At 69.9% G+C, this 26,459-nt stretch carries 22 protein-coding genes; 4 read left to right on the top strand and 18 right to left on the bottom strand.

Going from position 1 to position 26,459, the window contains the following annotated elements:
- Positions 1-15: 15 nt before the first annotated feature.
- Both B5D66_RS19380 and B5D66_RS19375 read right to left on the bottom strand, forming a co-directional pair.
- Positions 16-1,074: a Gfo/Idh/MocA family protein gene (locus tag B5D66_RS19380; RefSeq protein ID WP_078763206.1), complete on the bottom strand. Its 1,059-nt coding sequence runs from the start codon at positions 1,072-1,074 to the stop codon at positions 16-18.
- On the bottom strand, positions 1,075-1,596 hold the full coding sequence (locus B5D66_RS19375; protein WP_235001114.1) for a GNAT family N-acetyltransferase: 522 nt from the start codon (positions 1,594-1,596) through the stop codon (positions 1,075-1,077).
- Between the two features lie 732 nt (positions 1,597-2,328).
- On the opposite strand from B5D66_RS19375, the gene hemA reads away from it, so the two are divergent.
- Both hemA and B5D66_RS19365 read left to right on the top strand, forming a co-directional pair.
- Positions 2,329-3,558, top strand: a complete 1,230-nt coding sequence (hemA, locus tag B5D66_RS19370) for a 5-aminolevulinate synthase (protein WP_200813714.1) — start codon at positions 2,329-2,331, stop codon at positions 3,556-3,558.
- Positions 3,559-3,600: 42 nt separating this feature from the next.
- Positions 3,601-4,557, top strand: coding sequence for a hydroxyacid dehydrogenase (locus B5D66_RS19365; RefSeq protein ID WP_078763203.1), 957 nt, complete (start codon positions 3,601-3,603; stop codon positions 4,555-4,557).
- A 365-nt stretch (positions 4,558-4,922) separates the two neighbouring features.
- Here B5D66_RS19365 and msrA read toward each other — a convergent pair whose 3' ends face one another.
- Positions 4,923-5,615 (bottom strand): peptide-methionine (S)-S-oxide reductase MsrA, encoded by a 693-nt coding sequence (msrA, locus tag B5D66_RS19360; protein ID WP_078763202.1) that lies wholly within the window; start codon positions 5,613-5,615, stop codon positions 4,923-4,925.
- Between the two features lie 169 nt (positions 5,616-5,784).
- On the opposite strand from msrA, the gene B5D66_RS19355 reads away from it, so the two are divergent.
- Complete coding sequence (locus B5D66_RS19355; RefSeq protein WP_159457290.1) at positions 5,785-7,710, top strand: serine hydrolase domain-containing protein; 1,926 nt, start codon at positions 5,785-5,787, stop codon at positions 7,708-7,710.
- Between the two features lie 93 nt (positions 7,711-7,803).
- A complete protein-coding gene (rarD, locus tag B5D66_RS19350) occupies positions 7,804-8,745 on the top strand; it encodes an EamA family transporter RarD (protein WP_078763200.1) in 942 nt (313 codons plus the stop codon).
- 9 nt (positions 8,746-8,754) lie between these two features.
- Here rarD and B5D66_RS19345 read toward each other — a convergent pair whose 3' ends face one another.
- The 15 genes from B5D66_RS19345 to B5D66_RS19275 form a co-directional block, all read right to left on the bottom strand.
- A complete protein-coding gene (locus tag B5D66_RS19345) occupies positions 8,755-9,471 on the bottom strand; it encodes a PRC-barrel domain-containing protein (protein ID WP_144390208.1) in 717 nt (238 codons plus the stop codon).
- A 227-nt stretch (positions 9,472-9,698) separates the two neighbouring features.
- Positions 9,699-10,703, bottom strand: coding sequence for a polyprenyl synthetase family protein (locus B5D66_RS19340; protein ID WP_078763198.1), 1,005 nt, complete (start codon positions 10,701-10,703; stop codon positions 9,699-9,701).
- Between the two features lie 138 nt (positions 10,704-10,841).
- Positions 10,842-12,494 (bottom strand): NADH-quinone oxidoreductase subunit NuoN, encoded by a 1,653-nt coding sequence (gene nuoN, locus B5D66_RS19335; RefSeq protein ID WP_268805520.1) that lies wholly within the window; start codon positions 12,492-12,494, stop codon positions 10,842-10,844.
- The gene (locus B5D66_RS19330) at positions 12,491-14,050 is read right to left on the bottom strand and encodes an NADH-quinone oxidoreductase subunit M (RefSeq protein ID WP_078763197.1); all 1,560 of its coding nucleotides are present in this window, start codon (positions 14,048-14,050) and stop codon (positions 12,491-12,493) included. The genes nuoN and B5D66_RS19330 overlap by 4 nt, the downstream gene beginning before the upstream one ends.
- A 111-nt stretch (positions 14,051-14,161) precedes the next feature.
- The gene (nuoL, locus tag B5D66_RS19325) at positions 14,162-16,111 is read right to left on the bottom strand and encodes an NADH-quinone oxidoreductase subunit L (protein WP_200813713.1); all 1,950 of its coding nucleotides are present in this window, start codon (positions 16,109-16,111) and stop codon (positions 14,162-14,164) included.
- 14 nt (positions 16,112-16,125) lie between these two features.
- Positions 16,126-16,425 carry an NADH-quinone oxidoreductase subunit NuoK gene (gene nuoK, locus B5D66_RS19320; protein WP_078763196.1) on the bottom strand — a complete coding sequence of 100 codons (300 nt, stop codon included), beginning with the start codon at positions 16,423-16,425 and terminating at the stop codon, positions 16,126-16,128.
- The gene (locus tag B5D66_RS19315) at positions 16,413-17,336 is read right to left on the bottom strand and encodes an NADH-quinone oxidoreductase subunit J (protein ID WP_078763195.1); all 924 of its coding nucleotides are present in this window, start codon (positions 17,334-17,336) and stop codon (positions 16,413-16,415) included. The genes nuoK and B5D66_RS19315 overlap by 13 nt, the downstream gene beginning before the upstream one ends.
- Positions 17,333-17,893: an NADH-quinone oxidoreductase subunit NuoI gene (gene nuoI / locus B5D66_RS19310; protein ID WP_078763194.1), complete on the bottom strand. Its 561-nt coding sequence runs from the start codon at positions 17,891-17,893 to the stop codon at positions 17,333-17,335. Before nuoI ends, B5D66_RS19315 begins: the two co-directional genes overlap by 4 nt.
- Positions 17,886-19,235: an NADH-quinone oxidoreductase subunit NuoH gene (nuoH, locus tag B5D66_RS19305; protein WP_078763313.1), complete on the bottom strand. Its 1,350-nt coding sequence runs from the start codon at positions 19,233-19,235 to the stop codon at positions 17,886-17,888. Before nuoH ends, nuoI begins: the two co-directional genes overlap by 8 nt.
- 14 nt (positions 19,236-19,249) lie before the next feature.
- On the bottom strand, positions 19,250-21,739 hold the full coding sequence (locus B5D66_RS19300; RefSeq protein ID WP_078763193.1) for an NADH-quinone oxidoreductase subunit G: 2,490 nt from the start codon (positions 21,737-21,739) through the stop codon (positions 19,250-19,252).
- Between the two features lie 58 nt (positions 21,740-21,797).
- On the bottom strand, positions 21,798-23,096 hold the full coding sequence (gene nuoF, locus B5D66_RS19295) for an NADH-quinone oxidoreductase subunit NuoF (RefSeq protein WP_078763192.1): 1,299 nt from the start codon (positions 23,094-23,096) through the stop codon (positions 21,798-21,800).
- Entirely contained in the window at positions 23,093-23,803 is a 711-nt protein-coding gene (nuoE, locus tag B5D66_RS19290; protein WP_078763191.1) for an NADH-quinone oxidoreductase subunit NuoE, read from the bottom strand. The genes nuoF and nuoE overlap by 4 nt, the downstream gene beginning before the upstream one ends.
- On the bottom strand, positions 23,803-25,098 hold the full coding sequence (locus tag B5D66_RS19285) for an NADH-quinone oxidoreductase subunit D (protein WP_078763190.1): 1,296 nt from the start codon (positions 25,096-25,098) through the stop codon (positions 23,803-23,805). The genes nuoE and B5D66_RS19285 overlap by 1 nt, the downstream gene beginning before the upstream one ends.
- The gene (locus B5D66_RS19280) at positions 25,095-25,853 is read right to left on the bottom strand and encodes an NADH-quinone oxidoreductase subunit C (protein ID WP_078763189.1); all 759 of its coding nucleotides are present in this window, start codon (positions 25,851-25,853) and stop codon (positions 25,095-25,097) included. Before B5D66_RS19280 ends, B5D66_RS19285 begins: the two co-directional genes overlap by 4 nt.
- Entirely contained in the window at positions 25,850-26,407 is a 558-nt protein-coding gene (locus B5D66_RS19275) for a NuoB/complex I 20 kDa subunit family protein (RefSeq protein ID WP_078763188.1), read from the bottom strand. Before B5D66_RS19275 ends, B5D66_RS19280 begins: the two co-directional genes overlap by 4 nt.
- Positions 26,408-26,459: the final 52 nt, after the last annotated feature.

The following is a 26,459-nucleotide window of genomic DNA, read 5'->3' as shown; positions in this document are numbered from 1 at the left end:
ACGCAGGCGAGATATTCACCCGAGACGCTCCCAATCGACTTCTTCCAGGACGGTCCTGCCATTGGGAAAATAGCTGACGGGACCTGTCACATAGGCGCGGGCCTCCATTTCGTTCAGGAGGCGCTGCAGGGCGAAGGCGTCGCTTAATCCGGCGAAAGGAATGTTGGGATCTCGGCCACTGGCGACATATCGTGTGACGTCATCGACCATCCTGCCGAGCTTGACGACCGTCTCGGCCCCCTTGGGGACGGCACGCAGTCCGGTATCCAGTTCGTGGACGACCACGTCTCCCGCACCGGTGCGCCGCCAGACTCGCAACCGGTCGGCATCCCACACAGGGGTGTCGTATACGGCGTTCGCGTAGAGCAGATCACCTGAGCGATCACGGAACACGAAATCGATCTCGCGCTTACGGGTGATGTTGACAAAACTGCTGTAGCCACTTACCACGCCGCTGCCGAGTCGGGCGGAAATCGCCACACTATCGAGCACGTCGTGACCCGATACAGAGAAATCCGACCGTACCCCGAGAACGGTTTCCAGGGACATCGGTGTCCCTGCTCCACAGATCCATTGGAGCAGATCGAGCGGATGTATGATCTCGCTCGACACCCCACTGGTGGGACGGTGATCGTTAATACGGTCCTTGCCCCAGGTGAAGTGGGCGCGGACAAGTGTCAATCCGTCCTCGCGGACGAGATCGCGGAGGAGCATGGTCGTTTCCGCGTAACGTTCCACCAGGTCCATACAGAACCCTGAGACCTTCCTGAGAGCGGACTCCACAGGAGTGAGGTCATCACCGGAGGTGACCAGCGGCTTCTCCGCCAACACGAAACCGTCGAATCCCGAGAGCGCCCGCAATACTTCCGCGTGCGCCAGATCGGGCACCGTGACCACGGCGACGTCCGGGCGGAAGTCCTCAAGCGCTTCGTCGATGAATCGGTAGTACGGGATGGGCACGTCCTGGCGGGTACGTCCGACGTAGGAGAACTCCACCGGAGTTCCCGTGTTCTCGAAAGCCTTTTTGAATCGCCGGCCCGCGTATCCGAGGCCGATGATGAGAACCTTTGCCACTCAACAACCTCTCACGTCCAGATAGAGCAGATCCTCACCGGTCGGCGCGAACCCCAGGGATCGGTACAGCGGAGCACCATCTCGCGTGGTCTGGAGGACGACGCTCTCGGCTCCGGCCTCGCGGAGCCAGCACAGCGCGTCGTCCATCACTCTTCTGCCGAGCCCCTGGCGGCGGGCCGACGGATCGACCACGACCGTCTGCACCCAGCCCACCCGCCCACTGGGGCAACGGGCGGTGGGAGCCCGATGGTCGACAACAGCGATCGCGCAGGCGAGGAGGCTCCCAGGGGAGCCGATGACGCCCACCCGCACCGTGGGCACGCTGCCGGCCGTCACCGGTTCAAGCCACTTCCGGTAGGCCTGCCTCCACACTTCTTCGTCTTCTGGAGTGCGCGCCGTGTACGGACCTTCGCCCGTACTGAGCAGATACGCGCGCAGCCGCACGAGTTCGTCGATGTCATCTGCTGTCGCATGCCGCGGCAGCGGGTATCCATTGCCCCTCACGGCGGTCACTTTAGGCATTACCGAGCAGAAGCAGAAATGCCACACGAAGCGCATCTATGCATGCGATAAATAAATGCAGTTCAAGCTTCGCCGCTTCTTCCCAGAGTTACGTTTCCCCACTTCCGGCAACGGCGCCGAGATCGCCGGGCCGTACGGATCCTCATGGACGCACACGCCACCTCATGGTTTCTCATCTTCAATCTTCGGCGCCCGATGGGGTTACAACAGAATCCGCGGAACCGCCGGAGAAGCAGGCACAGGGAAATGGCAGGTCCTCGTTGACCTGGATTCTTCGCCCGACCTTCCGATGTTCATCGGAACTTACCCTCTCCCCTCCCGGGCCTCTGGGACCGTTCTCGACTCCCGTCGGCCGCCCACATCGGCGACCTCCAAGCTCCTCTCACCCCGCCTGCACGCACCAGAGAAATCCTCTCTTTCACCAGGAGTCGGTTCCGGCCACCGGAACACAGACCGGTTGCGTCTCACCGTCGGGACGGAAAAACGATCCGCACGCCCCCTTCGGAGGCATACGTTTTCCGCCCACTCACGCTGATTCACCCTCGGGTAAACCAACAGACCCGCACTGTTCGCACGCCTCCCCCAGCTCCTAAGAAAGACCTGCATGCCGTCGACCCGCTACAGCTGGAGTTATGCGGATAGTCCATGACCGCTCTCGGTTTGCATTTCCCAGGAGTCAACAGCTCACCTACATTCATTCCGGCAGAACGCGCGACGGAGATTGGAGTTACCGTGTTCGGCTATGTAGATTTCTTTTCCGAGGAGATAGCCAAGCTCAAGCGACAGGGCGGATACCGCACTTTCCTGGAGATCGAGCGCCAGGCGGGCCGCTTCCCCTCCGCCCGAACCTCTGACCTGGGCCGGGAACGGCACATCAGCGTGTGGTGCAGTAATGACTACCTGGGCATGGGACAGCACCCCGCGGTCCTGACTGCGATGAAACAGGCCATCGACGAGGCCGGCGCCGGCAGTGGTGGATCACGCAACATATCGGGCAACAACCGTTACCACGTGGAGCTGGAACGGGAACTGGCCGACCTCCACGGGATGGAGTCGGCCCTGGTCTTCCCTTCCGGCTATGCCGCGAACGACGCCGCGTTGACCGTCCTCGCGGGCCGACTGCCGAAGTGCGTGGTCTTCTCGGATGAGCTCAACCACGCTTCGATGATCGCCGGTATCCGGCACAGCAAGGCGGAGAAACATGTCTTCCGGCACAATGACGTCGACCACCTGGAAGAACTGCTCGCCGGAACCGATCCCGCGCTTCCCAAGCTGATAGCGCTGGAGAGCATCTACTCCATGGAAAGCGACGTCGCTCCGCTGGCGCGGGTGGCCGAACTCGCGGAACGGTACGGCGCCTTCACCTATCTCGACGAGGTGCACGCCGTGGGGATGTACGGTCCACGGGGAGCGGGCAAGGCCGCCGAGCAGGGACTCGCCGGGCGTTTCGACGTCATCCAGGGAACCCTGGCGAAGGCGTTCGGCACCGCCGGTGGATACATCGCGGGACCCGATTCCGTCATCGACGCCGTTCGCAGTTTCGCCTCCGCCTTCATCTTCACCACCTCTCTCCCGCCGGCCGTCGCCGCGGGGGCACTGGCCGCGGTCCGGCATCTCAAGCGCTCCGACCACGAACGCAGATCGCTCCAGGAGCGCGCGGCCCTCCTACAGGGGTTGCTGCGGGAGCGGGCGATCCCGGTCGTGTCGGAGGCCGCGCACATCATCCCCGTCCTGGTGGGGGATTCGCTCAAGTGCCGCCAGGTGGCCGCCGAGTTGCTGGACCGACACGGGTTCTACGTCCAGCCGATCAACGCACCGAGTGTTCCCGTCGGAACCGAACGACTGCGGGTGACCCCCACGCCCCTGCACAGCGACCGTGAGGTGCTCGCGTTCGCCGACGCCTTGGACTCTGCCTGGGAGAACGCGGGCCTTCCGCGCGCCCTCGCCCAGGCCGCGCTTTAAGCACTGGCCCGGCCCTGTCTTCCCCAAGGGAGGTATCCCACCATGAGCAAGGACGTCGTCGTTGTAGCGGACCCGCTGCCCGAATCCGTGTTGGAGCCGTTGGGCGACTTCGAGGTTCGGTTCTGTGAGGGCAGTAACCCCTCCGCGCTGAAAAACGCGCTCCCCGACGCCAGCGCCCTCCTCGTCCGGAGCGGAACGCAGGTGGACCGCGGTGTTCTCGCCGCCGCCCCGAATCTGCGGATCATCGCCCGGGCGGGAGTCGGAGTGGACAACATCGACGTGGAGGCGGCGACGCGGGCGGGGGTCCTCGTCGCCAACGCGCCTCGGTCCAATGTGCTGAGCGTCGCCGAGCTCACCATCGGACTGATCCTCACCGGGCTGCGTCACGTGTTCCCCGCGAACGCGGCCCTGCGGGCCGGCCAGTGGAACCGGAGCCGGTATCAGGGACGGGAGCTCGCCGGAAGCACGGTGGGGCTCATCGGGCTCGGACATGTCGGCACGCTCGTCGCGGAGCGCCTGCAGCCCTTCAATGTCAGCCTTCTCGCCTACGACCCCTTCGTATCGTCCGCGCACGCCGCCAGCGTCGGGGCGCACCTGACCGATCTGGACAGCCTCATGGCGCGCAGTGACATCGTCTCGGTCCACGTTCCCAGAACCCCGGAGACGAGAGGTCTGATCGGAGGACGCGAACTCCAGTTGGCGAAGCCCTCCCTGTTGCTGGTGAACACCGCGAGGGGCGGAATCATCGATGAGGGCGCCCTGAACACCGCTTTGAAGGAAGGCAGTATCGCGGGCGCCGCACTCGACGTGTTCGAGATCGAACCAGCCGTCGGCAACCCGCTGCTCAACCACGAGTCCGTCCTGGCGACGCCTCATTTGGGGGCCAGCACCCGTGAGGCGCAAGAGAGGGCGGGCCGAGAAGCCGTGGCCGCCGTCGTCCAGGCGCTGACGAACCAGCCGGTGCCCTCCGCGATCAATCCGTCCCTACGCCCCGGGTAGCCGTCCGGGGGCGGCGCGCCAGATCGAGGGGGCCGTGGCGGGCCGCGTCGACCGGGTACGTCCCCACGCTTGCCCGATCGCTCCACCGGTGCTCGACCCGGGTGGCCCCCAGCAGAAGGGCGTGAACCCGAGGGGCTGTGGTCGGGCTCCGTGAAACCCGCGGGGCCTCGCCCCCGTCACCGCCCGCAAGATCTCGCGGGCACGGTCCGGACCGGCCGGACGTGTCCCTCCTGGGCTGCTCCCCGACAGTGGGAGCGGTTCCGGCGAGCACGGTTCCCGCCGCCGGGGCGCCCGCCTCGCAGAGCCCACTGACGGGGACGGCCGAGTGATCACTCGGCCGTCCCCGTGCGCACCCGTCGACCGTCCTACTCGGCCGCGCGCCGCGAAGCGGCGTCGCCGGTGGCCGCGACCCCGATGGGGCAGCTCTGTCCCGTGCCGCCGACCCCGCAGTAGCCGTTGGGGTTCTTGGCGTCGGACAGGTACTGCTGGTGGTAGTCCTCGGCGAAGTAGAACGGGCCCGCCGCGGTGATCTCGGTGGTGATGGATCCGTACCCGGCGCGGGTCAGGACCGGCTGGAAGGCGTCACGGCTGGATTCGGCCGCCTCGCGCTGCTCCTCGGAGTGGTAGAAGATCGCCGACCGGTACTGGGTGCCCACATCGTTGCCCTGGCGCATGCCCTGGGTGGGGTCGTGGCCCTCCCAGAAGACCTTGAGCAGGTCGGCGTAGGAGATACGGGCCGGGTCGAACACGACGCGCACCGCCTCGGTGTGGCCGGTCAGCCCGCTGCACACCTCCTCGTAGGTGGGGTTGGGCGTGAAACCGCCCTGGTAGCCCACCGCCGTGGTGATGATGCCGTGGTCGGCACCGATCCGCCAGAAGGTGCGCTCGACCCCCCAGAAGCAGCCCATGCCGAACTCGGCGATCTGCGCGCCGGGCGGGTAGGGCGGGGCGAGCGGGGTGCCGAGCACCTCGTGACGGCCGGGGACCGGCATCGGGGTGTCCCGTCCGGGGAGCGCGTCCGCGGCGGTGACCATCGTCGTCTTCCTGAAGCCGAACATGTCTCCAGGCTATCCACGGCGCACCGGGGTTCCCAGTCCGTCCCCCGGGGGTGGGGACAGGTCCACCCCCGATCCGGTGGCTGGCCGTCGTGTCCTCCGCCCGCCTCCCGTCTACCTTCGTGACCAGGGGGAATCCGTGGAGACGGCCCAGGGCCGGGAAGGGGGAGACATGGGATGGCGCGTGCGGAGCACGATGCCGGCCGTCCTCGTCACGGCCGTCGTCCTCGCGTCGGTCACCGCGGGCCCCGCCGCGGCACTCGCCGACCTGCCGCAACGGCCGCGACCGCTCACGGCCGCGGAGGTGGGCGGGTTCCTGGACACCCGCGTGCCGCGCCTGCTCGCCGAGCACGACGTTCCGGGGGCCGCCGTCGTGGTGGTCACCCGCGAGGGCCAGCTCCTCACCCGCGGCTACGGTCAGGCGGACGTCTCGGCGGGTACGCCGGTCGATCCGGAACGGACCGCGTTCCCCCTGGACTCGGTGGTCAAATCGGTCACCGCGACGGCCGTCATGCAGCTGGTGGAACGCGGGCGGCTCGACCTGGACGCCGACGTCAACGACGTCCTCACCGAACTCCACGTCCCCGACACCCATCCCGGCCGGCCGGTGACGCCGCACCACCTGCTCACCCACACCGCGGGTTTCGAGGACACGCTCACGGGGGCGATGCCCGCGGACCCCTCCGGCGAGGTCCCGCTCCCCGACTACCTGCGCTCGCGTCTGCCCGCTCGAACCCACCCGCCCGGCGAGGTCGCGGCCTACTCCAACTACGGTTACGCGCTGGCCGGCCACCTCGTCGAGGCGGCGTCGGGGCTGTCCTACGAGGACTACGTCGCCCGGCACGTGTTCGCCCCGCTGGGGATGGCGCAGGCGGAGGTCGGCCGCCCCGCCGAGGTGGCGGACCGGCTCGACCTGGCCCGCTCCTACGCCCCCGGCCCCGGCGGCTGGGTGGAGGTCGGCCGCGGGGGCGACAACGTGGTGCCGGCCGGTGGCGGTTACGCGACCGTGGAGGCGGTGGGCCGGCTGTTGCGGGCCCACCTGGGCGACGGGGAGCTCGACGGTCGGCGCGTCCTGTCCGAGACGAGCGCGCGGGCGATGCGGGAGGCCCGGTTCACCCACCATCCCGCCCTCCCCGGCGTCGGATACGGGTTCGAGCAGCTGCGCGGCGGCACCGAGCCGATGGTCGGGCACCGCGGCGACGGGCCGGGGTCGCACGGGCTGTTCGCCCTGTTCCCCGAGAGCGGCGTGGGCCTCTACGCGGTGCAGAACGGGGACGGTGCCGCGGAGGGGGACCGTACCGTCCGCGACGTCGTGGTCGCGGAGTTCGCCGAACGCTTCCTGCCCGGACGGCCGCCGGGAGACGCCCCCGGGCCCGCCGGCGACACGACCGGCGTGGCCGGGGTCTATGTGACCGCGCGGATCGGCGAGGGCGGGGTGGCGCGGGCGGCCGGCCTGCTGGACCACCGCGTGGTGGCCGCCGGGACGGGCGGAGGGCTCGTGGTGGACGGCGTGGCCTGGCGTCCGGCCGGCGGGGACGTCTTCCGTTCCCGGGAGAGCGGTGAGCTGCTGACCCTGGTGCGTGACGGCTCCGGCGCGGTGATCGGTCTGGGGTACGGGGCGGCCCCCTCGACCACCTACCTGAGGGTGCCCTGGCAGGTGGCTCCGCCGACGCTTCTCGTCGCGGCGGCCGCCGGGCTGCTGGCGCTCGCCAGCGTGGCGCTGTGGCCCCTCCACGCCCTGCGGGGAAGGGGGCGCGACCGTCGTGGGAGCGGGGACGGCCGGGCGGCGACGCTCACCGCGGTGTCCGCGGCCCTCACGGCGCTGGCGGGGGTGCTGTCCGTCGCCCTCCTGGGCGCCTTTCCCGCGGGTTGGAGCCTGGTGACGCGGCTGGTCATGTCGGGCTCGCCGCTGCCCGCGCTCCCGTTGACGGCGGTGGCGGTGCTGGGGTGGGTGATGGCCGCGTTCGCGGTCACGGCCTGGTGGCGGAGGCGGTGGTCGCGGCTCCAGCGGTTCCACTACGCCCTTATGGCCGTGGGAGCCCTGCTGGTGGCGCTGGTGGGCTGGGAGGCCGGACTGGTGTGGCGTCCTCTGGGCTGATCCGGATGGGGCGGCCGCATCCTGCCCCGCTAAACAGAACAGTTAAGTTTTTTTCATTATTCACTTGTGAATAATTCCAATACTCTGAAACACGTGTCCGAGATAAACCGTGGTGCCCTGTTTGGTGTTGGCGCCTACCTCCTGTGGGGGCTTGTCCCCCTCTACTGGCAGTTACTCGTCCCGTCCTCCTCGCTGGAGATCCTCGCCCACCGGATGGTGTGGTCATTGGCGGTGGTCCTGGCGATCCTGTTGGTACGGCGGCACTGGAGGTGGATGGCCGAGGTCGTCCGCAGCCCGCGACGGTTGGCGCTGATCGCCTGCGCCGCGTTCATGATCTCCATCAACTGGGGTCTGTTCATCTTCACCGTGAACTCCGGGCACACCCTTCAGGCCGCACTCGGCTACTTCATCAACCCCCTGGTCAGCATCGCCCTGGGGGTCCTGGTGTTCTCCGAACGGCTCCGCCGCGCCCAATGGGCCGCCGTGGCCCTGGGAGTGGTCGCCGTCGTCGTGCTCGCCTTCGATTACGGGCAGCCGCCCTGGCTGGCCCTGGGGATGGCGTTCTCCTTCGCCGCCTACGGCCTGGTGAAGAAGTTCGTGCGGCTGGACGGTCTGGAGAGCCTCACGATGGAGACGCTGGTGCTCTTCCTGCCCGCGCTGGGCTACGTCCTGGCCCTCCAGTTCACCGGCGACGCCGCGTTCGGCCACGTCTCCGTCGCGCACACCGCGCTGATGGTGGGGTCGGGCCTGGTCACCGCGGTCCCGCTGCTGCTGTTCGGGTTCGCCGCCTTCCGCATCCCCTTGAGCATGGTCGGTCTGCTCCAGTTCATCGCCCCGGTGCTGCAGTTCCTGTTGGGCTGGCTGGTGTTCGGGGAGGAGATGCCCGCCGGACGCTGGATCGGGTTCGCGATCGTGTGGGCCGCGCTGGTGGTGTTCGCGGTCGACATGGTGCGGACCACACGGCGCGCCTCCCGCGGGCGCGCGGCCGTCGCGGCTGAGGGACGGCCCGAGCGTGCCGCGACGGGGCGGGGCTGAACGCGGCGGTCACGAGGGGGGCGGGGGGACATCGCCGCGCCGGGGGTCGCCTCGGTCGAGGTCTCCCGGCCCCAGGTCGTCCCAGCCCCGGTCGGTGCGGGGCCCCGGCTTCCCGGTGGCCCGCTCCCGCTCCTCGCCGTGCAGCCCCTCCGTGCCGCTGGCCCCACCCCGAGGCTCGTCGTCCTCCATGTCGACCAGTGTGTCCCCCTGGAACTCCCCCTCGTGGGTCCCGGCGACGGTGTACTCCTCGTAGATGAGGATTCCGTCCTCGCCGACGTCGACCTCCTCGGCGCCCTGGGCGACGTCGACGCGCGCGTCCTCGGGGATCATGTACCCCTCGGGCACCTCGTCGGGGTCCCCGTCGGGCGCGGGGTCGAGCGTGTCCCGCTCGTCCGGGCGCTGACCGGGGACGGCGGGACGGATTCCGTAGTGCCGGTAGACGAGGTGCTCCTGCTCGGCGGAGATGTGCCGATCGGCACCGAACTCGGGGGCGGTCGTGATGGTCTCCCTGTCGAAGGGGACCTGGACGTCCTCCCCCGCCATGCGGGCGACGCCGATGGGGACCAGGGACTCGTGCCGGCCGAGCGGCCCCGTGCGCACGGCCGCCCAGACGGGCGTGTCGGTCTCGTCGTCGAAGTAGACCTGGCCGATCCGGCCCACGCTGTCACCGTTCTCGTCCAGCAGCCTGTGGCCGGTCAGGTGCTGTGTCCGCGGTCTCGCTGTCACGGTGCTTTCCTCTCCCAGGGGCGGGGTGTCGGTCGGCGGTCCCAGGGCCCGTGACCTTCTTCCAGAACCGCACGAGACTGGCAGTACCCGACCTTTCTCCGCGAAATAGCCCTTATTAGGGGAGCGATACCGAGAAAGGGGCACGGCGTGACCCCCACACCGCCGAGAACACGGAACGCGGCCGGAGGAGCACGCTCCGCCGGCCGCGTCCACGGGAAGGACGGTGATCAGCCGCTGCGCTCCACGACGTAGTCGCACAGCGCCTCGAACGCCCTGCGCGCCGGGACATCCGGCAACGTCGCCAGCTCGGCGCGGGCCTTGTCCGCCCACGCCCGAAGGTCCGCGTAGGCCATCTCCATCGCCGGGTGGGCCCGCAGGAGCTCCAGCGCCTCGGCGGTCTCCGCGTCGTCGAGCGGGCGGCCCAGCAGCGAACGCAACCGCGCGTGCTCGGGCTCGGAGCCGCGCAGCGCGTGGAACATCGGCAGGGTCAGCACGCCCTCGTGCAGGTCGGTCCCCGGCGTCTTGCCCGACTCGCCCGGGTGGCTGGCGACGTCGAGGATGTCGTCGGAGAGCTGGAAGGCCATGCCCAGCGCGTCACAGGCCCGCGTGATCGTCTCCACGATCTGCGGGTCGGCCTTGCCGAAGGTCGCGCCGAACTGGGCGGAGGAGGCGATCAGCGACGCGGTCTTGTCGGCGATGACCTGGAGGTAGTGCTGGAGCGGGTCGACGCCCTCGGCCGGTCCGGACGTCTCCAGGATCTGCCCCTGCACCAGCCGGCCGAACGTCCTGGCCTGCAACCGCACCGCGTCGGCCCCCAGGTCGGCCAGCATCTCCGAGGCGCGGGCGAAGACGTAGTCGCCGACGAGGATCGCGATCTTGTTGCCCCAGCGCTGGTTGGCGCTGACCTCGCCGCGGCGCATCGTCGCCTCGTCCATCACGTCGTCGTGGTAGAGCGTCGCGACATGGGTGAGCTCGACCACGGCGGCGGCCGGGACCAGCTCGGGGGCCTTCGGGTTACCGAAGTACGCCGCCAGCAACACCAGGGTGGCCCGGAACCGCTTGCCCCCTGCCGACAACAGATGTGACGCGGCCTCCGTGAGCAACGGATCGCTGGCGGTGACGGTCTCGTGCAGCACTTCCTCGACACGGTCGAGAGCCGCCTGAACCTCCCGAGCAAGGGCCTCGTCGATACTCGGCAGAGCGAGGAAACCGCTCGGGACAGCACCGCTCACCTGAAAGCTCCACACGTCAGCAGGGCGCGCGATATCCCCTTAACGGGCATACCGCGCGCTCTCGGGATGAACAAAACCGTCTAGCCAAGTTATCGGACCCGGATTGAACAGCCAAAGCCACGCACCGCGCGGCCCCGCTCACCGGGCGAACATGTCCGTGGGCGCCTCCCCCGCGACCTCCGCCTCGGCCGGCTGGGGCAGCATGGTGTCCAGGACCGGTCCCGGGTAGACGCCCAGGAACACGGTCGCGGCCACCCCGACCGCGATCACGACCCCGGTGGGGCCGCCCGGCCTGAGCACCCGGGGTCCCTCCTCCGCGGGCTCGGCGAAGAACATCAGCACGATGATGCGGACGTAGAAGAACGCGGTGACCGCGCTGCTGAGCACGCCGATGACGACCAGCGGGGTGGCGCCGGCGGCGACGGCCGCCTCGAACACCGCGAACTTCCCGATGAAGCCGCTGGTCAGCGGAATGCCGGCGAACGCCAGCAGGAAGAGGCCCAGCGCGCCGGCCAACACCGGGGAGGTCCGGCCGAGCCCCGCCCACTGGGTCAGGTCGCCCGCCTCGCCGCCGCCCTCGCGCGAGCGCACCAGCGTGACGACGGCGAACGCCCCGACCGTGGTGAACCCGTAGGCGGCCAGGTAGAACATCGCACCGGCCAGCCCCTCGGGGCTCGCCGCGATCACCGCGGTGAGGATGAAACCGGCGTGCACGACGGAGGAGTAGGCGAGCAGCCGCTTGATGTCGCGCTGGGTCACCGCGATGACCGCCGCGGCCACCATCGTCAGGATCGCCACCACCCACATCATGGGTCGCCACTCCCAGACGGAACCGCCGAAGGGGACGTAGAACACCCGCAGCAGCGCCCCGAAGGCGGCCACCAGCGTGCAGGAGGCCATGAGCGCGGTGATCGGGGTGGGGGCTCCCTGGTAGACGTCGGGCTTCCAGTTGTGGAACGGCACCGCGCCCACCTTGAACAGCAGGCCCACACCTGCCAGGGCGATCCCCGCCAACAGCAGCGGTTCGCCGTTGGCGATGACGCCCGCGCCACCGCCGGCGACGGCCTCGGCGACGTCGGCGAAGTTCACCGAGCCCGCGTACCCGTAGACCAGGGCGATCCCGAACAGGAAGAACGCCGAGGAGAACGCGCCCAGGAGGAAGTACTTGACCGCCGCCTCCTGCGAGAACAGCCGCCGCCGACGCGCCAGGCCGCACAACAGGTACAGGGGCAGGCTCATGACCTCCAGCGCGATGAACATCGTGAGGAAGTCGTTGGCCGCGGGGAAGAGCAGCATGCCCAGCAGCGCGAACAGCACCAGCGGGTAGACCTCGGTGTGCTGCGAACCCGCGAGGACGTGTTCACGCTCCTCCTCGCTACCGGGCACCGCCGCGGCCTGCGCGGCGAAGGAGCTCTCCTCCTGACCGTGCTCGGCGATCAGCAGCAGGCTGGCGAGGGCGAGCACGAGGATCGTGCCCTGGAGGAACAGCGTGGGCCGGTCGACCGCGACCGTGGCGAAGGCCACCACGATCCCGGCCCCGTCGGCCGGCAGGGCCCCCACCAGCGAAACCGTCAGCACGAACGCGAGGAGCACCGCGCCCAGCGCCAGGACGAGCTGGGTGACCCTGCGACGGGCGCGGGGCACGAACGCCTCGGCGAGCACCCCGAGCACGCCCGCGGCGAAGATCACGAGCATCGGTGAGAGCAGCCCGTAGTCGATGTCGGGCGGCCCCTGAGTGATGACGGGCGCCGCGAGCGTGGTCTCCAGCGCCGAGTAAGCCGCGTGGTTCACTCGCCCGCTCCTTCCTGCCCGCCGGCGACCTGGTCGAGCGCCGGAGCGGGATCGGTGACGTCAATCTGCTGCATGGTCTGCTCGACAGCCGGGTTGATGACGTCGAGCAGCGGCTGGGGGTAGAGGCCGAACAGCACGATCAGCGCGATGAGCGGGCCGACGGCCCACAGTTCGCGCCCCGACAGGTCGCGCGGGGCCGGCCTGTCCTGGGGAAGCGGTCCGGTCATGGTGCGCTGGTACATCCACAGGATGTACAGGGCGGCCAGGACCACGCCGACGCTGGCGATGACGGCGGGAACCGGGTAGGCCGTGAACGTGCCGACGAACACCAGGAACTCGCTGACGAACGGCGACAGTCCCGGAAGCGCCAGGCTGGACAGGCCCGCCACCAGGAACGTTCCGGCCAGGACCGGGGCGGCCTTCTGCACCCCCCCGTAGTCGGCGATCTCGGCGGACCCACGCCGGGCGATGAGGAAGCCCACGATCAGGAACAGCGCGCCCGTCGAGAAGCCGTGGTTGACCATGTACAGCGCGGCGCCGGACTGCCCCTGGGAGGTCATCGCGAAGATCCCCAGCGTGATGAACCCGAAGTGCGACACCGAGGTGTAGGCGATGAGCCGCAGCATGTCGCTCTGGCCGATGGCGACCACCGCGCCGTAGACGATGCTCACCAGGCTCAAGACGATGACGGGCCACACGAACCAGGTCGCCGCGCCGGGGAAGAGCTCCAGGCAGTAGCGCAGCATGCCGTAGGTGCCGACCTTGTCCAGCACCCCGACCAGCAGCACCGCGGTCCCCGGCCGCGACGATCCGGCCGCCGAGGGCAGCCACGTGTGCACCGGCCACATCGGGGCCTTGATCGCGAAGGCCACGAAGAAGCCGAGGAACAGCCACTTCGCGGTGGCCGGGTCGATCCCCGCGAGCAGGCCCTCGGGGCCGGCCAGTTCCGACCACAGGAACGTGCCCTGGCCGGCGCCGGAGCTCAGCGCGTACACGCCAATCACCGACACCAGCATCAGCAGGCCGCCGAAGAGGCTGTAGAGCAGGAACTTCACCGCGGCGGCACGGCGCTGCGCGCCGCGCCCGTAACGCCCGATCATGAAGTAGACCGGGATGAGCATCGCCTCGAAGAGGACGTAGAACAGGAAGACGTCGGTGGCCGCGAAGACCCCGATCATCATCGCCTCAAGGACCAGGATCAGGGCGAAGTAGCCCTTCCCGCGGTCCTCGGCGTCGTCGTTCTCGTTCCACGCCGCCAGGACCACCAGGGGTACGAGCAGCGCGGACAGCAGGATCAGCACCAGCGCGATGCCGTCCACGCCGAGCGCGTAGTGCACCCCGAAGCGGGGGATCCACGGGTACACCTCGGTGAACTGCAACCGGGCGCCCGACGGGTCGAAGCGCGACGCCATGGCGAGGAGCAGGACCAGCGTGGCGAGCGTGACACCGAGCGTCACCCGCTTGGCCGTCTCGGCCCGGTCGCGTGGGAGCAGCGCCACGCCCAGCCCACCGAGGGCGGGTAGGGCGATGGCCAGGGTCAGCCAGGGAATCGTCATCGGGTTCCTCGCGTGCTGGGTCGGAACGTGCGCTGGATCGCCGGCGCGCAGGCCGGGGCCGGCCCGTCCCCCCGAAGACGGCTTCGGGGGACGGTGACGGCGGTGTGCTGTCTAGGCAACGCCCACCCCCAGCATCGTGGCGACCACCACGGCCGCGCCGAACACCATGGTCAGCGCGTAGGAGCGGGCGAACCCGGTCTGCGTCTGGCGCAGCCCCTGCGAGCTCTGGCGCACTCCCTCGGCGACCCCCCTGACCACCCCGTCGACGGCCGTGTCGTCGAAGGCGACGGCGGCGGCGGTGAGCCGCTGGCCGGGGCGCATGAAGAGGGCCTCGTTGAGGGCGTTGCCGTAGAGCTCGTTGCGGGCCGCCACCGTGATCGGGTTGCCCGCGGGAGCGGTACGCGGCACCTCGGCGCGGCCGTAACGCGCCCAGGCGAACGCCACGCCGGCGACCATGAGCGCCAGCGCGGTCAGGCTGGGCCAGCTGGTCAACATGTGGGCGAGGCTGAACTCGTGGTGTTCCGGCGCCCCGACGACCGGCTCCAGGAAGTGGGCGAACCGGTAGCCGAACACCAGGATCGCGCCGAGGAAGACCGAGCCGAGGGCCAAGACGATCATCGGAACGGTCATCGACTTCGGGGACTCGTGCGGGTGGACCCCGTCGTCCCAACGCGCGGTGCCGAAGAAGGTCATGAACATGACCCGGGACATGTAGAACGCGGTGAGCCCCGCGCCGATCAGGGTCGCCCAGCCGAGGATCTGCCCGGTGACGCCGCCGAAGGCGAACGCCGCCTCGATGATGCCCTCCTTGGTCCACCAGCCGGACAGGAACGGGAAGCCGATGATCGCCAGGTAGCCCAGGCCGAAGGTGGCGAAGGTGATCGGCATGGCCTTGCGCAGCGCGCCGTACCTGCGCATGTCCACCTGGTCGTTCATACCGTGCATGACCGACCCGGCGCCGAGGAACAGCCCCGCCTTGAAGAAGCCGTGGGTGACCAGGTGCGCGATGGCGGCGGCGTAACCGATGGGGCCGAGCCCTGCGGCCAGCGTCATGTAGCCGATCTGGCTCATGGTGGAGCCGGCCAGGGCCTTCTTGATGTCGTCCTTGGCGCAGCCGATGATCGCGCCGGCGAGCAGGGTGGCCGCGCCGACGGCGGCGACGACGAGCTGGGCGTAGGGCGCCGCCTCGAAGATCGGGCCGGAGCGGACGATGAGGTAGACGCCGGCGGTGACCATCGTCGCCGCGTGGATGAGCGCCGACACCGGGGTCGGGCCCTCCATCGCGTCGAGGAGCCAGGCCTGCAACGGGAGCTGCGCGGACTTCCCGCACGCGCCGAGCAGGAGCAGCAGCCCGATCGCGGTGATCACGCCGCGACCGGCGTCACCGGCCGCCTCGGCCACCGGCGCGAAGGAGAGGGTGCCAAACGTCGCGAACATCAGCATGATCGCGATGAGCAGCCCCATGTCGCCGACACGGTTGATGAGGAACGCCTTCTTGGCCGCGACGGCCGCCGACGGCTTGTGCTGCCAGAAACCGATGAGCAGGTAGGAGGCCAGGCCCACCCCCTCCCAGCCGAGGAACAGCAGCGCGTAGTTGTCCGCGAGCACCAGCACCAGCATCGCCGCGACGAACAGGTTGAGGTAGGCGAAGAACCGCCGCCTGTTCTCGTCGTGCGCCATGTAGCCCACGGAGTAGATGTGGATGAGCGATCCGACGCCGGTGATGAGCAGCGCGAACGTGATCGACAGCGGGTCGATGAGCAGGTTCACGTCGACCGTGAACGCGCCGACCGAGAACCACTCGTAGACGTGTGCCGAACGGCTGCGCTCCTGTGGCGCCAGGCCCAGCAGCTGGACGAGGGCGAGTACCGCCCACGCGAAGCCGGCCAGCGACATCGCGATGGCGAGCCAGTGCCCCCAGCCGTTGGTCCGCCTGCCGCCCAGCAGCAGGATCGCGGCGCCCGCGAGCGGGAACGCGATCAGGAGCCAGGCGTTGGCGAGGATCGCTCCCTCGGCCGCGGCGGTGACCGCGTGCGGCTCGGCGGCGAGAATTTCCGTCACGTCGCCCTGCCCCTCTAGTGCTTGAGCAGGTTGGCGTCATCGACCGACGCCGACCTGCGGGTTCGGAAGATCTGCATGATGATCGCCAGCCCGACGACGACCTCGGCCGCGGCGACCACCATCACGAAGAAGGCGATGACCTGGCCCTCGATACCGCCGTGGATGCGCGCGAACGCCACGAAGGCGAGGTTGCAGGCGTTGAGCATCAACTCCACGCACATGAAGACGATGATCGCGTTGCGCCGCACCAGCACCCCGGCCGCGCCGATGGCGAACAGGACCGCGGCGAGCAGGATGTAGTTCATCGGGTCCATGACCGCTCGGCCTCCTGCCCGTTCTCGTGGTTCTCGTCCGTGCTCCCGTCGCCGTCGGTCTCCTCGCGGGAGACCTCCGCGGCGCCCTCGGGCGGCTCCGGGGCGACGGGACGTCGCGGCGCCGGACCGGTGGTGAGCCGGATGTCCTCGGGCACCTTGGACTGGTCACGCGGGTCGCGCGCGGCCAGGACCGGGTTGAGGGACAGCTGCGAGACCGAGCCGTCCGGCAGCAGGGCCGGCATGTCGATCGCGTTGTGCCGGGCGTAGGTCCCCGGCCCGGGCAGCGGCGTGGGGTGGTCCCCACGGATGCGCTCGCGCGCCATTTCACGCTGGGTGCGGCGGCGCTTGAGGCGCTGGGTGTGGGCCAGCACCAGGGCGCCGAGCACCGCGGTGATGAGGAGTGCGCCGGTCGCCTCGAAGGCGATCACGTAGCGGTAGATGATCTCGCCGGCGATCCAGGGGATGCTGCCCCCCGCGGCGGTCACGCCCGCGTCGAGGCCGACCGGCTCGGCGACCGTGATGCGGGCCAGCCCGCCGCCCAGGGCGCCGAGGAAGCACAGCACGATCACTGCGGTGAGCAGGCGCTGTCCCCGGATCGTCTCGACGAGGGAGTCCGCCGAGCTCACGCCGACGAGCATGAGCACGAACAGGAAGAGCATCAGCACGGCGCCGGTGTAGACGACGATCTGGACGACCATCAAAAACGGCGCCTGGTTGATGCCGTAGAAGATGGCCAGCCCGATCATGACCACGGCCATCATCAGGGCGGAGTGGACGGCCTTGCGGCTGAACACGACCCCCAGGGCGGCCAGGATCACGATGGCGCCGATCACCCAGAACGCGGTTCCCTCCGCGCCCGACACCGGTCCGGCGGCGAGTGTCGTCGTCTCCTGTAGGAGTCGGGGAGTCACCGTGCGGCCTCGCTGTCCTTATCCGCGGAGGCGCCGGACACGGCGGCCTCGGGCTGCTCGCGGCCCATCCGGTAGTACTCCTCCTCGGTGTCGCCGAGCCGCATCGGGTGCGGCGGGGCCTCCATCCCGGGGAGCAACGGGGCGAGCAGCTGCTCCTTGGTGTAGATGAGGCTCTCGCGGTCGTCGTCGGCGAGCTCGTACTCGTTGGTCATGGTCAGCGCGCGGGTGGGGCAGGCCTCGATGCACAGCCCGCACAGGATGCAGCGCAGGTAGTTGATCTGGTAGACGCGGCCATAGCGCTCCCCCGGGGAGTACCGCTCCTCCTCGGTGTTGTCACCGCCCTCGACGTAGATGGCGTCGGCCGGGCACGCCCAGGCGCACAGTTCGCACCCGATGCACTTCTCCAGGCCGTCGGGCCAGCGGTTGAGCTGGTGACGGCCGTGGAAACGCGGCATCGTGGGCGCCTTGACCTCGGGGTACTCGACCGTGGGCACCTTCTTGAACATGGTCGTGAAGGTGACGCCGAACCCCTTGACGGGATCGAGCCAATCAAGCACCGGTAACCTCCTCGCGCTTGCCGGACGGCGCCGGCGGGGCCGTCCGGGGTTCCTCCGCTGGCACGCTGCTGCCGTAGTGCGGGGCGTGGGCGGGCGGCACGGGGAAGCCCCCGTACGCCGGGTCCTCGTGCACGGCCCGCGCGTCGCGGGCGCGTTCCTCGGCCTCGGCGGCCTGCCGACGCTCGGCGGAACGGCTCATCGCGAGCAGGGCGGCGAGGACCGCCAGGAAGAACACCACGATGACGGCGGACGTGACCAGCGGCGGGTAGCCCTCGTTGCGCAGCACCCGGATCGTCGCGACGGCGGTGATCCAGACGAGCTGCACCGGGATGAGCAGCTTCCAGCCGAGCTGCATGAGCTGGTCGTAGCGGACGCGGGGCAGCGAACCGCGCAGCCAGATGAACAGGAACATGACGGCGGCGAACTTCGCCAGCCACCACAGCACCGGCCACCAGCCCTCGTTGGCGCCCGGCCAGAAGGTGGTGATCGGCGGGGGCGCGAGGTAGCCGCCCAGGAACAGGGTGACCGACATCGCCGCGACGGTGACCATGTTGACGTACTCGGCGAGGAAGAACATCGTGAACTTCATCGAGGAGTACTCGGTCATGAACCCGCCGACCAGCTCCCCCTCGCCCTCGGCGAGGTCGAAGGGCAGCCGGTTGGTCTCGCCGACCATCGTGATCAGGTAGATCACGAACGACGGGAACAGGATGATCGCGAACCAGATCGGTTGCTGCGCCTCGACGATCCCCGAGGTGCTCAACGTCCCCGAGTAGATGAACACCGCGATGAACGACAGGCCCATCGCGATCTCGTAGCTGATGACCTGGGCCGACGCGCGCAGTCCGCCGAGCAGTGGGTAGGGCGAGCGGGACGCCCAGCCCGCCAGCACGATCCCGTAGACGCCGATCGAGGCGGTGGCCAGGACCAGCAGCACCGCGACCGGGAGGTCGGTGAGCTGGAGGCGGGTCTGGACCCCGAACATCGACACCTCGGGGCCGACCGGGATGACCGAGAAGGCGAGGAACGCCGGGATCGCCGCGACCATCGGCGCCGCGATGTAGACGACCTTGTCGACGCTGCGCGGGATGAGGTCTTCCTTGAGGGAGAGCTTCACACCGTCGGCGAGGGACTGCAACAGGCCCCACGGCCCCAGGCGGTTGGGGCCGTGACGCTGCTGCATGCGCCCCATGACCTTGCGGTCCGCCATGATCATCATGAGGACGCAGAGCATGAGGAAGACGAAGATCACGAGCGCCTTGATCAGGATGATCCACCACGGATCAGTCCCGAAGCCCTCGAACCCCGGCTCCGCGGCCAACCGGACCGCCTCTGCGTGCACGGATGGATGGGTCGTCACAGTCGGCTCCCAGCACTCGTCACCGCGCCGGCGGGCGCGGTGTCGTCCACGGCCAGCGACACGACCGTGCCGTTGCCCGCGCCGAGCTCGCGGCGCGCGGCGCAGTCGCGGGCGGTGGCCGGCAACCACACGACACGGTCCGGCATCTCGGTCACCACGGCGGGGACGCTCACCGAGCCACCGGGGCCGGTGACCCGGAGCCGGCCTCCGTCGGCCAGTCCGATCTCGGCCGCGGTGGCCGCGGACAGCCGCGCGATCGAGGGACGCGCGGTACCGGCGAGGTGGGGCTCCCCGTCCTCCATCCGGCCGGCCCCGAGGAGACGGCTCCAGGTGGCCAGCACGGCCTGTCCCGCCTCGGGCGCGGCCTGCGCCGCGGGCCGGGTGACCGGGTCGGGGACGCGGTCGCCGGCCCAGGCCCCCAGGCGGTCCAGCTCGCGCCGGGCGGCCGTGGCGTCGGGCAGTCCGAGGTGGACGTCCATCTCGTCGGCGATCGCCGAGAGCACGCGCAGGTCCGAGAGCGCGCCGGGGACCTTCAGCGCCGCGCCGAACGGACGGCCGCGGCCTTCCCAGTTGACGAAGGTCCCGGACTTCTCGGCGACCGCCGCCACGGGCAGCACCACGTCGGCGCGGTCGGTGACGTCGCTGACCCGCAGCTCCAGGCTGACGATGAACGGGACCCGGCCCAGCGCGGCGCGGACGCCGTCGGGGTCGGGCAGGTCGTCGGGGTCGACGCCCGCGATGAGCAGCGCGTCGAGTTCGCCGGCCGCCGCCGCGGCGATGATGCCCGCGGTGTCACGGCCCTCGAGGGCGGGCAGGTCGCCGACCGACCACACCCGGGCCACCTCGGCGCGGGCCGTCGCGTCGGAGACCGGCCGTCCCACCGGCAGCAGGTTGGGGAGCGCGCCGGCCTCGATCGCGCCGCGCTCGCCGGCCCGCCGCGGGATCCAGGCGAGCCGGGCGCCGGTACGGTCGGCCAGCCGCGCGGCCGAGGACAGCGCCCCCGGCGACTCGGCCAGCCGCTCGCCGACGAGGATGACCGCCCCGGGTTCGCGCAGCGCCTCGATCGCCTCGGCGCAGACCGTCCCCAGTTCGTCCAGGGCGCGGGCCTCCTCCCCCGGCCGGGCCGGCAGGAGCCTGCCGTCGAGCTTGGCCAGCCCCCGGTCGGCGTGGGAGGCGACGGAGTAGACGCGCAGCCGGTTCTTGCGGACGGCCTTGCGCAGCCGCAGGAACACGATCGGCGACTCATCCTCGGGTTCGAAGCCGGCGAGCAGGACGGCGGGCGCCTTCTCCAGATCCGCGTAGGAGACCCCGATCCCCGTGCCCGCGACCCGCGCGGCGAGGAAGTCGGCCTCCTCGGCGCTGTGCGCCCGGGCCCGCAGGTCGATGTCGTTGGTGTGCAACGCGACACGGGCGAACTTGCTGTAGGCGTAGGCGTCCTCCAGCGTGAGCCGCCCGCCGACGAGGACGCCGACCCGTCCCGTGGCCGCGGCGCGGGCCAGTCCCCGGGCCGCGACGCTCAGCGCCTCGGGCCACGAGGCGACCTCCAGCGCGCGGCTGTCCTCGTCGCGCACCAACGGCCGGGTCAACCGGTCGGGGCGCGTGGCGTAGGTGAACGCCCAGCGTCCCTTGTCGCAGTTCCACTCCTCGTTGACCTGCGGCTCGTCACCGGCGAGCCGCCGGGTGACCTTGCCCCGGCGGTGGTCGGTGCGCAGCCCGCAGCCCGAGGCGCAGTGCTCGCACACGCTGGGCGTGGAGACCAGGTCGAAGGGGCGCGAACGGAAGCGGTAGGCCGCGCCGGTCAGCGCGCCGACCGGGCAGATCTGCACCGTGTTGCCGGAGAAGTAGGACTGGAACGGCTGCCCCTCGGCGATCCCGACCTGTTCCTTGGCGCCGCGTTCCAGCAGCTCGATGAACGGGTCGCCGGCGATCTGGGCGGAGAACCGGGTGCAACGGGCGCACTGGATGCAGCGCTCCCGGTCCAGCAGCACCTGGCTGGACAGCGGGATCGGCTTGGGGAAGGTCCGCTTGGTCTCGGTGAAGCGGGTCTCGCCCTGGCCGGTGGACATGGCCTGGTTCTGCAGGGGGCACTCACCGCCCTTGTCGCAGACCGGGCAGTCCAGCGGGTGGTTGATCAGCAGGAATTCCATGATCCCGCGCTGGGCCTTCTCGGCCACCGGCGAGGTGAGCTGCGTCTTGACGACCATGCCCGGCATGACGGTGGTCGTGCACGACGCCTGCGGTTTGGGCATTCCCCGCCCGTTGCCCGCGTCGGGGATCTCGACCAGGCACTGGCGGCACGCGCCGACCGGGTCGAGCAGCGGGTGGTCGCAGAACCGGGGGATCTGGATGCCCAGCAGCTCGGCCGCGCGGATGATCAGGGTGCCCTTGGGCACCTGGATCTCGAAGCCGTCGATGGTGACGGTGACGAGGTCCTCCGGGGGGACTGCGGGCGTCCCGCCCGAAGTCGTGTTCGTGGTGACGGTCACCGTTCCTCCTCGCGTTCCCGTCGTGTCCGGTGGGTGTCGGTCGTGGTCCGGTCGGGTCTCACCGGCCTCCTCCCCACACCGTCGACTTGGCGTGGTCGAACGGGCAGCCACCGTGTTCCAGGTGGTCGAGGTACTCCTGGCGGAAGTACTTGATGGACGACGTCACGGGGCTGGTCGCGCCGTCCCCCAGCGCGCAGAAGGAGCGGCCGAGGAGGTTGTCGCAGATGTCCAGCAGCCGGTCGAGGTCGGCCTCGGTGCCCCGGCCGTCCTCCAGCCGCTCCAGGACCTGCACCATCCAGTAGTTGCCCTCGCGGCACGGCGTGCACTTCCCGCACGACTCGTGGGCGTAGAAGGAGATCCACCTGCCGACCGCGCGCACGACGCACGTCGTCTCGTCGAAGATCTGCAACGCGCGGGTGCCCAGCATCGACCCCGCGGCGCCCACCGATTCGAAGTCCAGCGGCGTGTCCAGGTGGTCCGCCGTGAAGATCGGGGTGGAGGACCCGCCGGGGGTCCAGAACTTCAGCTCGTGGCCGGCGCGGATCCCGCCGGCCATGTCCAGCAGCTCGCGCAGCGTCACCCCGAGCGGCGCCTCGTACTGGCCGGGCCGGGTGACGTGCCCCGACAGGGAGAAGAAGCCGAAACCGGCCGACTTCTCGGTGCCCATCGAGGTGAACCACTCGGCGCCGTTGGCCACGATGCTCGGCACGCTGGCGATCGACTCGACGTTGTTGACGACCGTGGGCGAGGCGTACAGGCCGGCCACGGCGGGGAAGGGCGGCTTGAGCCGGGGCTGGCCGCGGTACCCCTCCAGCGAGTCGAGCAGCGCGGTCTCCTCGCCGCAGATGTAGGCGCCCGCGCCCGCGTGGACGACCACGTCGAGGTCGAACCCGCTGCCGAGGACGTCCCGGCCGAGCAGCCCCGCCTCATAGGCCTCGGCCACCGCGTGCCGCAGCCGCCGGATGACGTGCAGGACCTCGCCGCGCACGTAGACGAAGGCGGTGTTGCTGCGGATCGCGTAGGAGGCGATCGCGATGCCCTCGACGAGCGCGTGCGGGTTGGCGAGCAGCAGCGGGATGTCCTTGCAGGTGCCCGGTTCGGACTCGTCGGCGTTGACGACGAGGTAGCGCGGGTTGGGGTTGTCCTTGGGCAGGAACCCCCACTTCATCCCGGTCGGGAAGCCGGCCCCGCCCCGGCCGCGCAGGCCGGAGGACTTGACCAGCTCCACGATGGCGTCGGGCTCCATCGTCAGCGCCTTGCGCAGGGCCTGGTATCCACCGGTCTCGCGGTAGGCCGCGAGGGTGAAGGAATCGGGTCGGTCCCAGTTGCGGGAGAGGACCGGCGTCAGCGTCGTCACTTCGCGTCCCCTTCGACGTCGTCGGCCCGTTCGGCCGCCGGGCGGGCCGGGTCGGGCGCTGTCCAGCCGTTGCGACGGGCCACGTCGAGGCCGGCCAGCGACGGCGCGCCGGCCTGCGCCCCCTGGGTGGCCAGGCCGTCGGAGAATCCGGCGAGCACCCGGGACGCCTGCTTCCAGGTGCACAGGCGGTCGGGTCCCCGGGTGGGCTTGACGTCACGGCCCAGGCGCAGGTCGTCGACGAGGCTCTTGGCGCTGTCGGGCGTCTGGTTGTCGAAGAACTCCCAGTTGACCATCACGACCGGCGCGAAGTCGCAGGCCGCGTTGCACTCGACGTGCTCCAGCGAGACCTTGCCGTCCTCGGTGGTCTCGTCGTTGCCGATGCCCAGGTGTTCCTTGAGGGCCGCGAAGATCTCGTCGCCGCCCATCACCGCGCACAGCGTGTTCGTGCACACGCCGACGTGGTACTCGCCGGTCGGACGGCGCTTGTACATCGTGTAGAAGGTGGCCACGGCGGTCACCTCGGCGGTGGTGATGCCGAGCTGCTCGGCGCAGAAGGCGATGCCGTCCGCGCTGACGTACCCCTCCTCGGCCTGCACCAGGTGCAGGAGGGGCAGCAACGCGGAACGCTCCCGCGGGTAGCGGGCGATGATCTCCTTGGCGTCGACTTCCAGCCGGGCCCGGGTCGTCTCGTCGCTGAACACGCTCATCAGCGGTCCACGCCTCCCATCACAGGGTCGATGCTGGCCACCGCCGCGATGACGTCGGCCACCGTGCCGCCTTCGCACATCGCCGCCACCGCCTGGAGGTGGGTGAACGAGGGGTCGCGGAAGTGCACCCGGTAGGGGCGCGGCCCGCCGTCGCTGACCGCGTGGCAGCCGAGTTCGCCCTTGGCGCTCTCGACCGCCGCGTAGGCCTGGCCCGGCGGCACCCGGAAGCCCTCGGTGACGAGCTTGAAGTGGTGGATGAGCGCCTCCATCGAGCCGCCCATGATGTGGGCGATGTGGTCGGGGGAGTTGCCCAGGCCGTCGGCGCCGAGCGCGAGTTGGGCCGGCCAGCCGATCTTGGCGTCCTCGATCATCACCGGGCCCGGCTTGAGCCGGTCCAGGCACTGTTCGATGATGCGCAGGCTCTGCTCCAGCTCCGCTACGCGCACCCGGTAGCGCGCGTAGACGTCGCCGCCGTCGGAGACCGGGATGTCGAACTCGTAGTTCTCATAGCCGCAGTACGGCTTGGCCTTGCGCAGGTCCCAGCCCAGCCCCGAGGCGCGCAGCAGGGGTCCGGTGACGCCCAGGGCCATGCATCCGGCGAGGTCGAGGTAGGCGACGTCGCGGGTGCGCTTGAGGTAGATGGGGTTGGCGTCGAGCAGCCGGCGCATGTCCCGGATGCGCTTGGGCATCTCGGTGAGCAGTTCCTTGATCTTGCCGACGGCTCCGGGCGGCAGGTCCTGGGCGACCCCTCCGGGGCGGATGTAGGCGTGGTTCATCCGCAGGCCGGTGATCATCTCGAAGATGTCGAGGATCATCTCGCGCTCGCGGAACCCGTTGGTCATGATCGTGGTCGCGCCGAGCTCCATGCCGAACGTGGCCATCGCGACGAAGTGCGAGGACATCCGGTTGAGCTCCATCATCAGGACCCGGATGACGTCGGCGCGCTCGGGAACCCGCTCGGTGATGCCGAGCAGCTTCTCCACGGCCAGGCAGTAGGCCACCTCGTTGAAGATCGGCGTGAGGTAGTCCATGCGGGTCACGAACGTGGTGCCCTGCGTCCACGTTCGGAACTCCATGTTCTTCTCGATGCCGGTGTGCAGGTAGCCGATGCCGACCCGGGCCTCGGTGACGGTCTCGCCGTCCAGGGTCAGGATGAGCCTCAAGACGCCGTGCGTCGAAGGGTGCTGCGGCCCCATGTTGACGACGAGGCGTTCGGCGGCTCCCTCACGCGCCGCCGAGACGACCTGGTCCCAGTCGCCGCCCGAGGCGTCCACGTAGGTGTCGGTGGTGGTCATGCGTACGACCTCCGCTCGTCCGGCGGGGGGATCTTGGCGCCCCGGTACTCCACCGGGATCCCGCCCAGGGGGTAGTCCTTGCGCTGCGGGTGCCCCTCCCAGTCGTCGGGCATCTGGATCCGGGTCAGGGCCGGATGCCCCTCGAAGACGATGCCGAAGAAGTCCCAGGCCTCGCGCTCGTGCCAGTCGTTGGTGGGGTAGACGTCGACGATCGAGGGAACACGCGGGTCGGCGTCGGGGCAGGTGACCTCCAGCCGGATCTCCCGGTTGTGGGTGATCGAGCGGAAGTGGTAGACCGCGTGCAGCTCGCGCCCCTCGTCGGAGGGGTAGTGGACGCCGGAGACCCCCAGACACAGCTCGAAGCGCAGCGCGGGGTCGTCGCGCAGCCGGCGGGCGACGTCGCGCAGCCGGTCGCGGCGGATGTGGAGGGTCAGCTCCCCCCGGTCGACGACGACCCTCTCCACCGCGTCGGCGAACCCGGCCCCTTCGGCGCCCAGCCCGTGCCGCAGGGCGGTGACGATCTCGTCGTACCCCTCGGTGCGCGGGTCGTCGGGGTCGGTGTAGGGCGGTTCGGTGCCCATCGGAGGGGCGCCGCGGACCCGCAGCCCCCCATAGCCCGATGTGTCACCGGATGTCCGGCTTCCGAACATGCCGGTGCGGACCACCGGGGAACTGAGACGTTGCTCACCTGCCCGAATAGGGGCGTTCTCCCCTTCCGGGGGGTTAGTCTGTCCTTTGTGATCTTGGGGGCTCATGGGGTCACCCCCTCGGTCCGCTGAACCAGAGGAAGAGTGCGCAGCTTACGCTGCTCGATCTCCTCGATCTCACGTTCACGGTGCGCGCCGAGCTTGGTGTTTTGGACCTTGTCGTGCAGTTTCAGCACGGCGTCCAGCAACATCTCCGGTCGCGGCGGGCACCCCGGGAGGTAGATGTCCACAGGCACGATGTGATCGACGCCCTGCACGATGGCGTAGTTGTTGAACATGCCACCGCTGGAGGCGCAGACGCCCATGGCGATCACCCACTTCGGCTCGGCCATCTGGTCGTAGATCTGCCGGAGCACGGGGGCCATCTTCTGGCTGACCCGGCCCGCGACGATCATCAGATCGGCCTGACGCGGCGTGGCGGAGAACCTCTCCATGCCGAACCGCGCGATGTCGAAGCGTGGTCCGCCGGCCGACATCATCTCGATGGCGCAGCAGGCCAGTCCGAACGTCGCCGGCCACATGGACGACTTGCGCACGAAGCCGACGACCTGTTCGACCGTCGTCAGCAGGAAGCCGCTCGGCAGCTTCTCCTCGAGACCCATCCCGCGAACCCCCTTTCCCGGTTGTCCGTTCCGCTGGAATGACCGCACGGCG

Origin of the sequence: Marinactinospora thermotolerans DSM 45154 (assembly GCF_900167435.1) — a bacterium.
Lineage (GTDB): Bacteria > Actinomycetota > Actinomycetes > Streptosporangiales > Streptosporangiaceae > Marinactinospora > Marinactinospora thermotolerans.
This window is presented reverse-complemented; position numbering and strand designations above follow the sequence as displayed.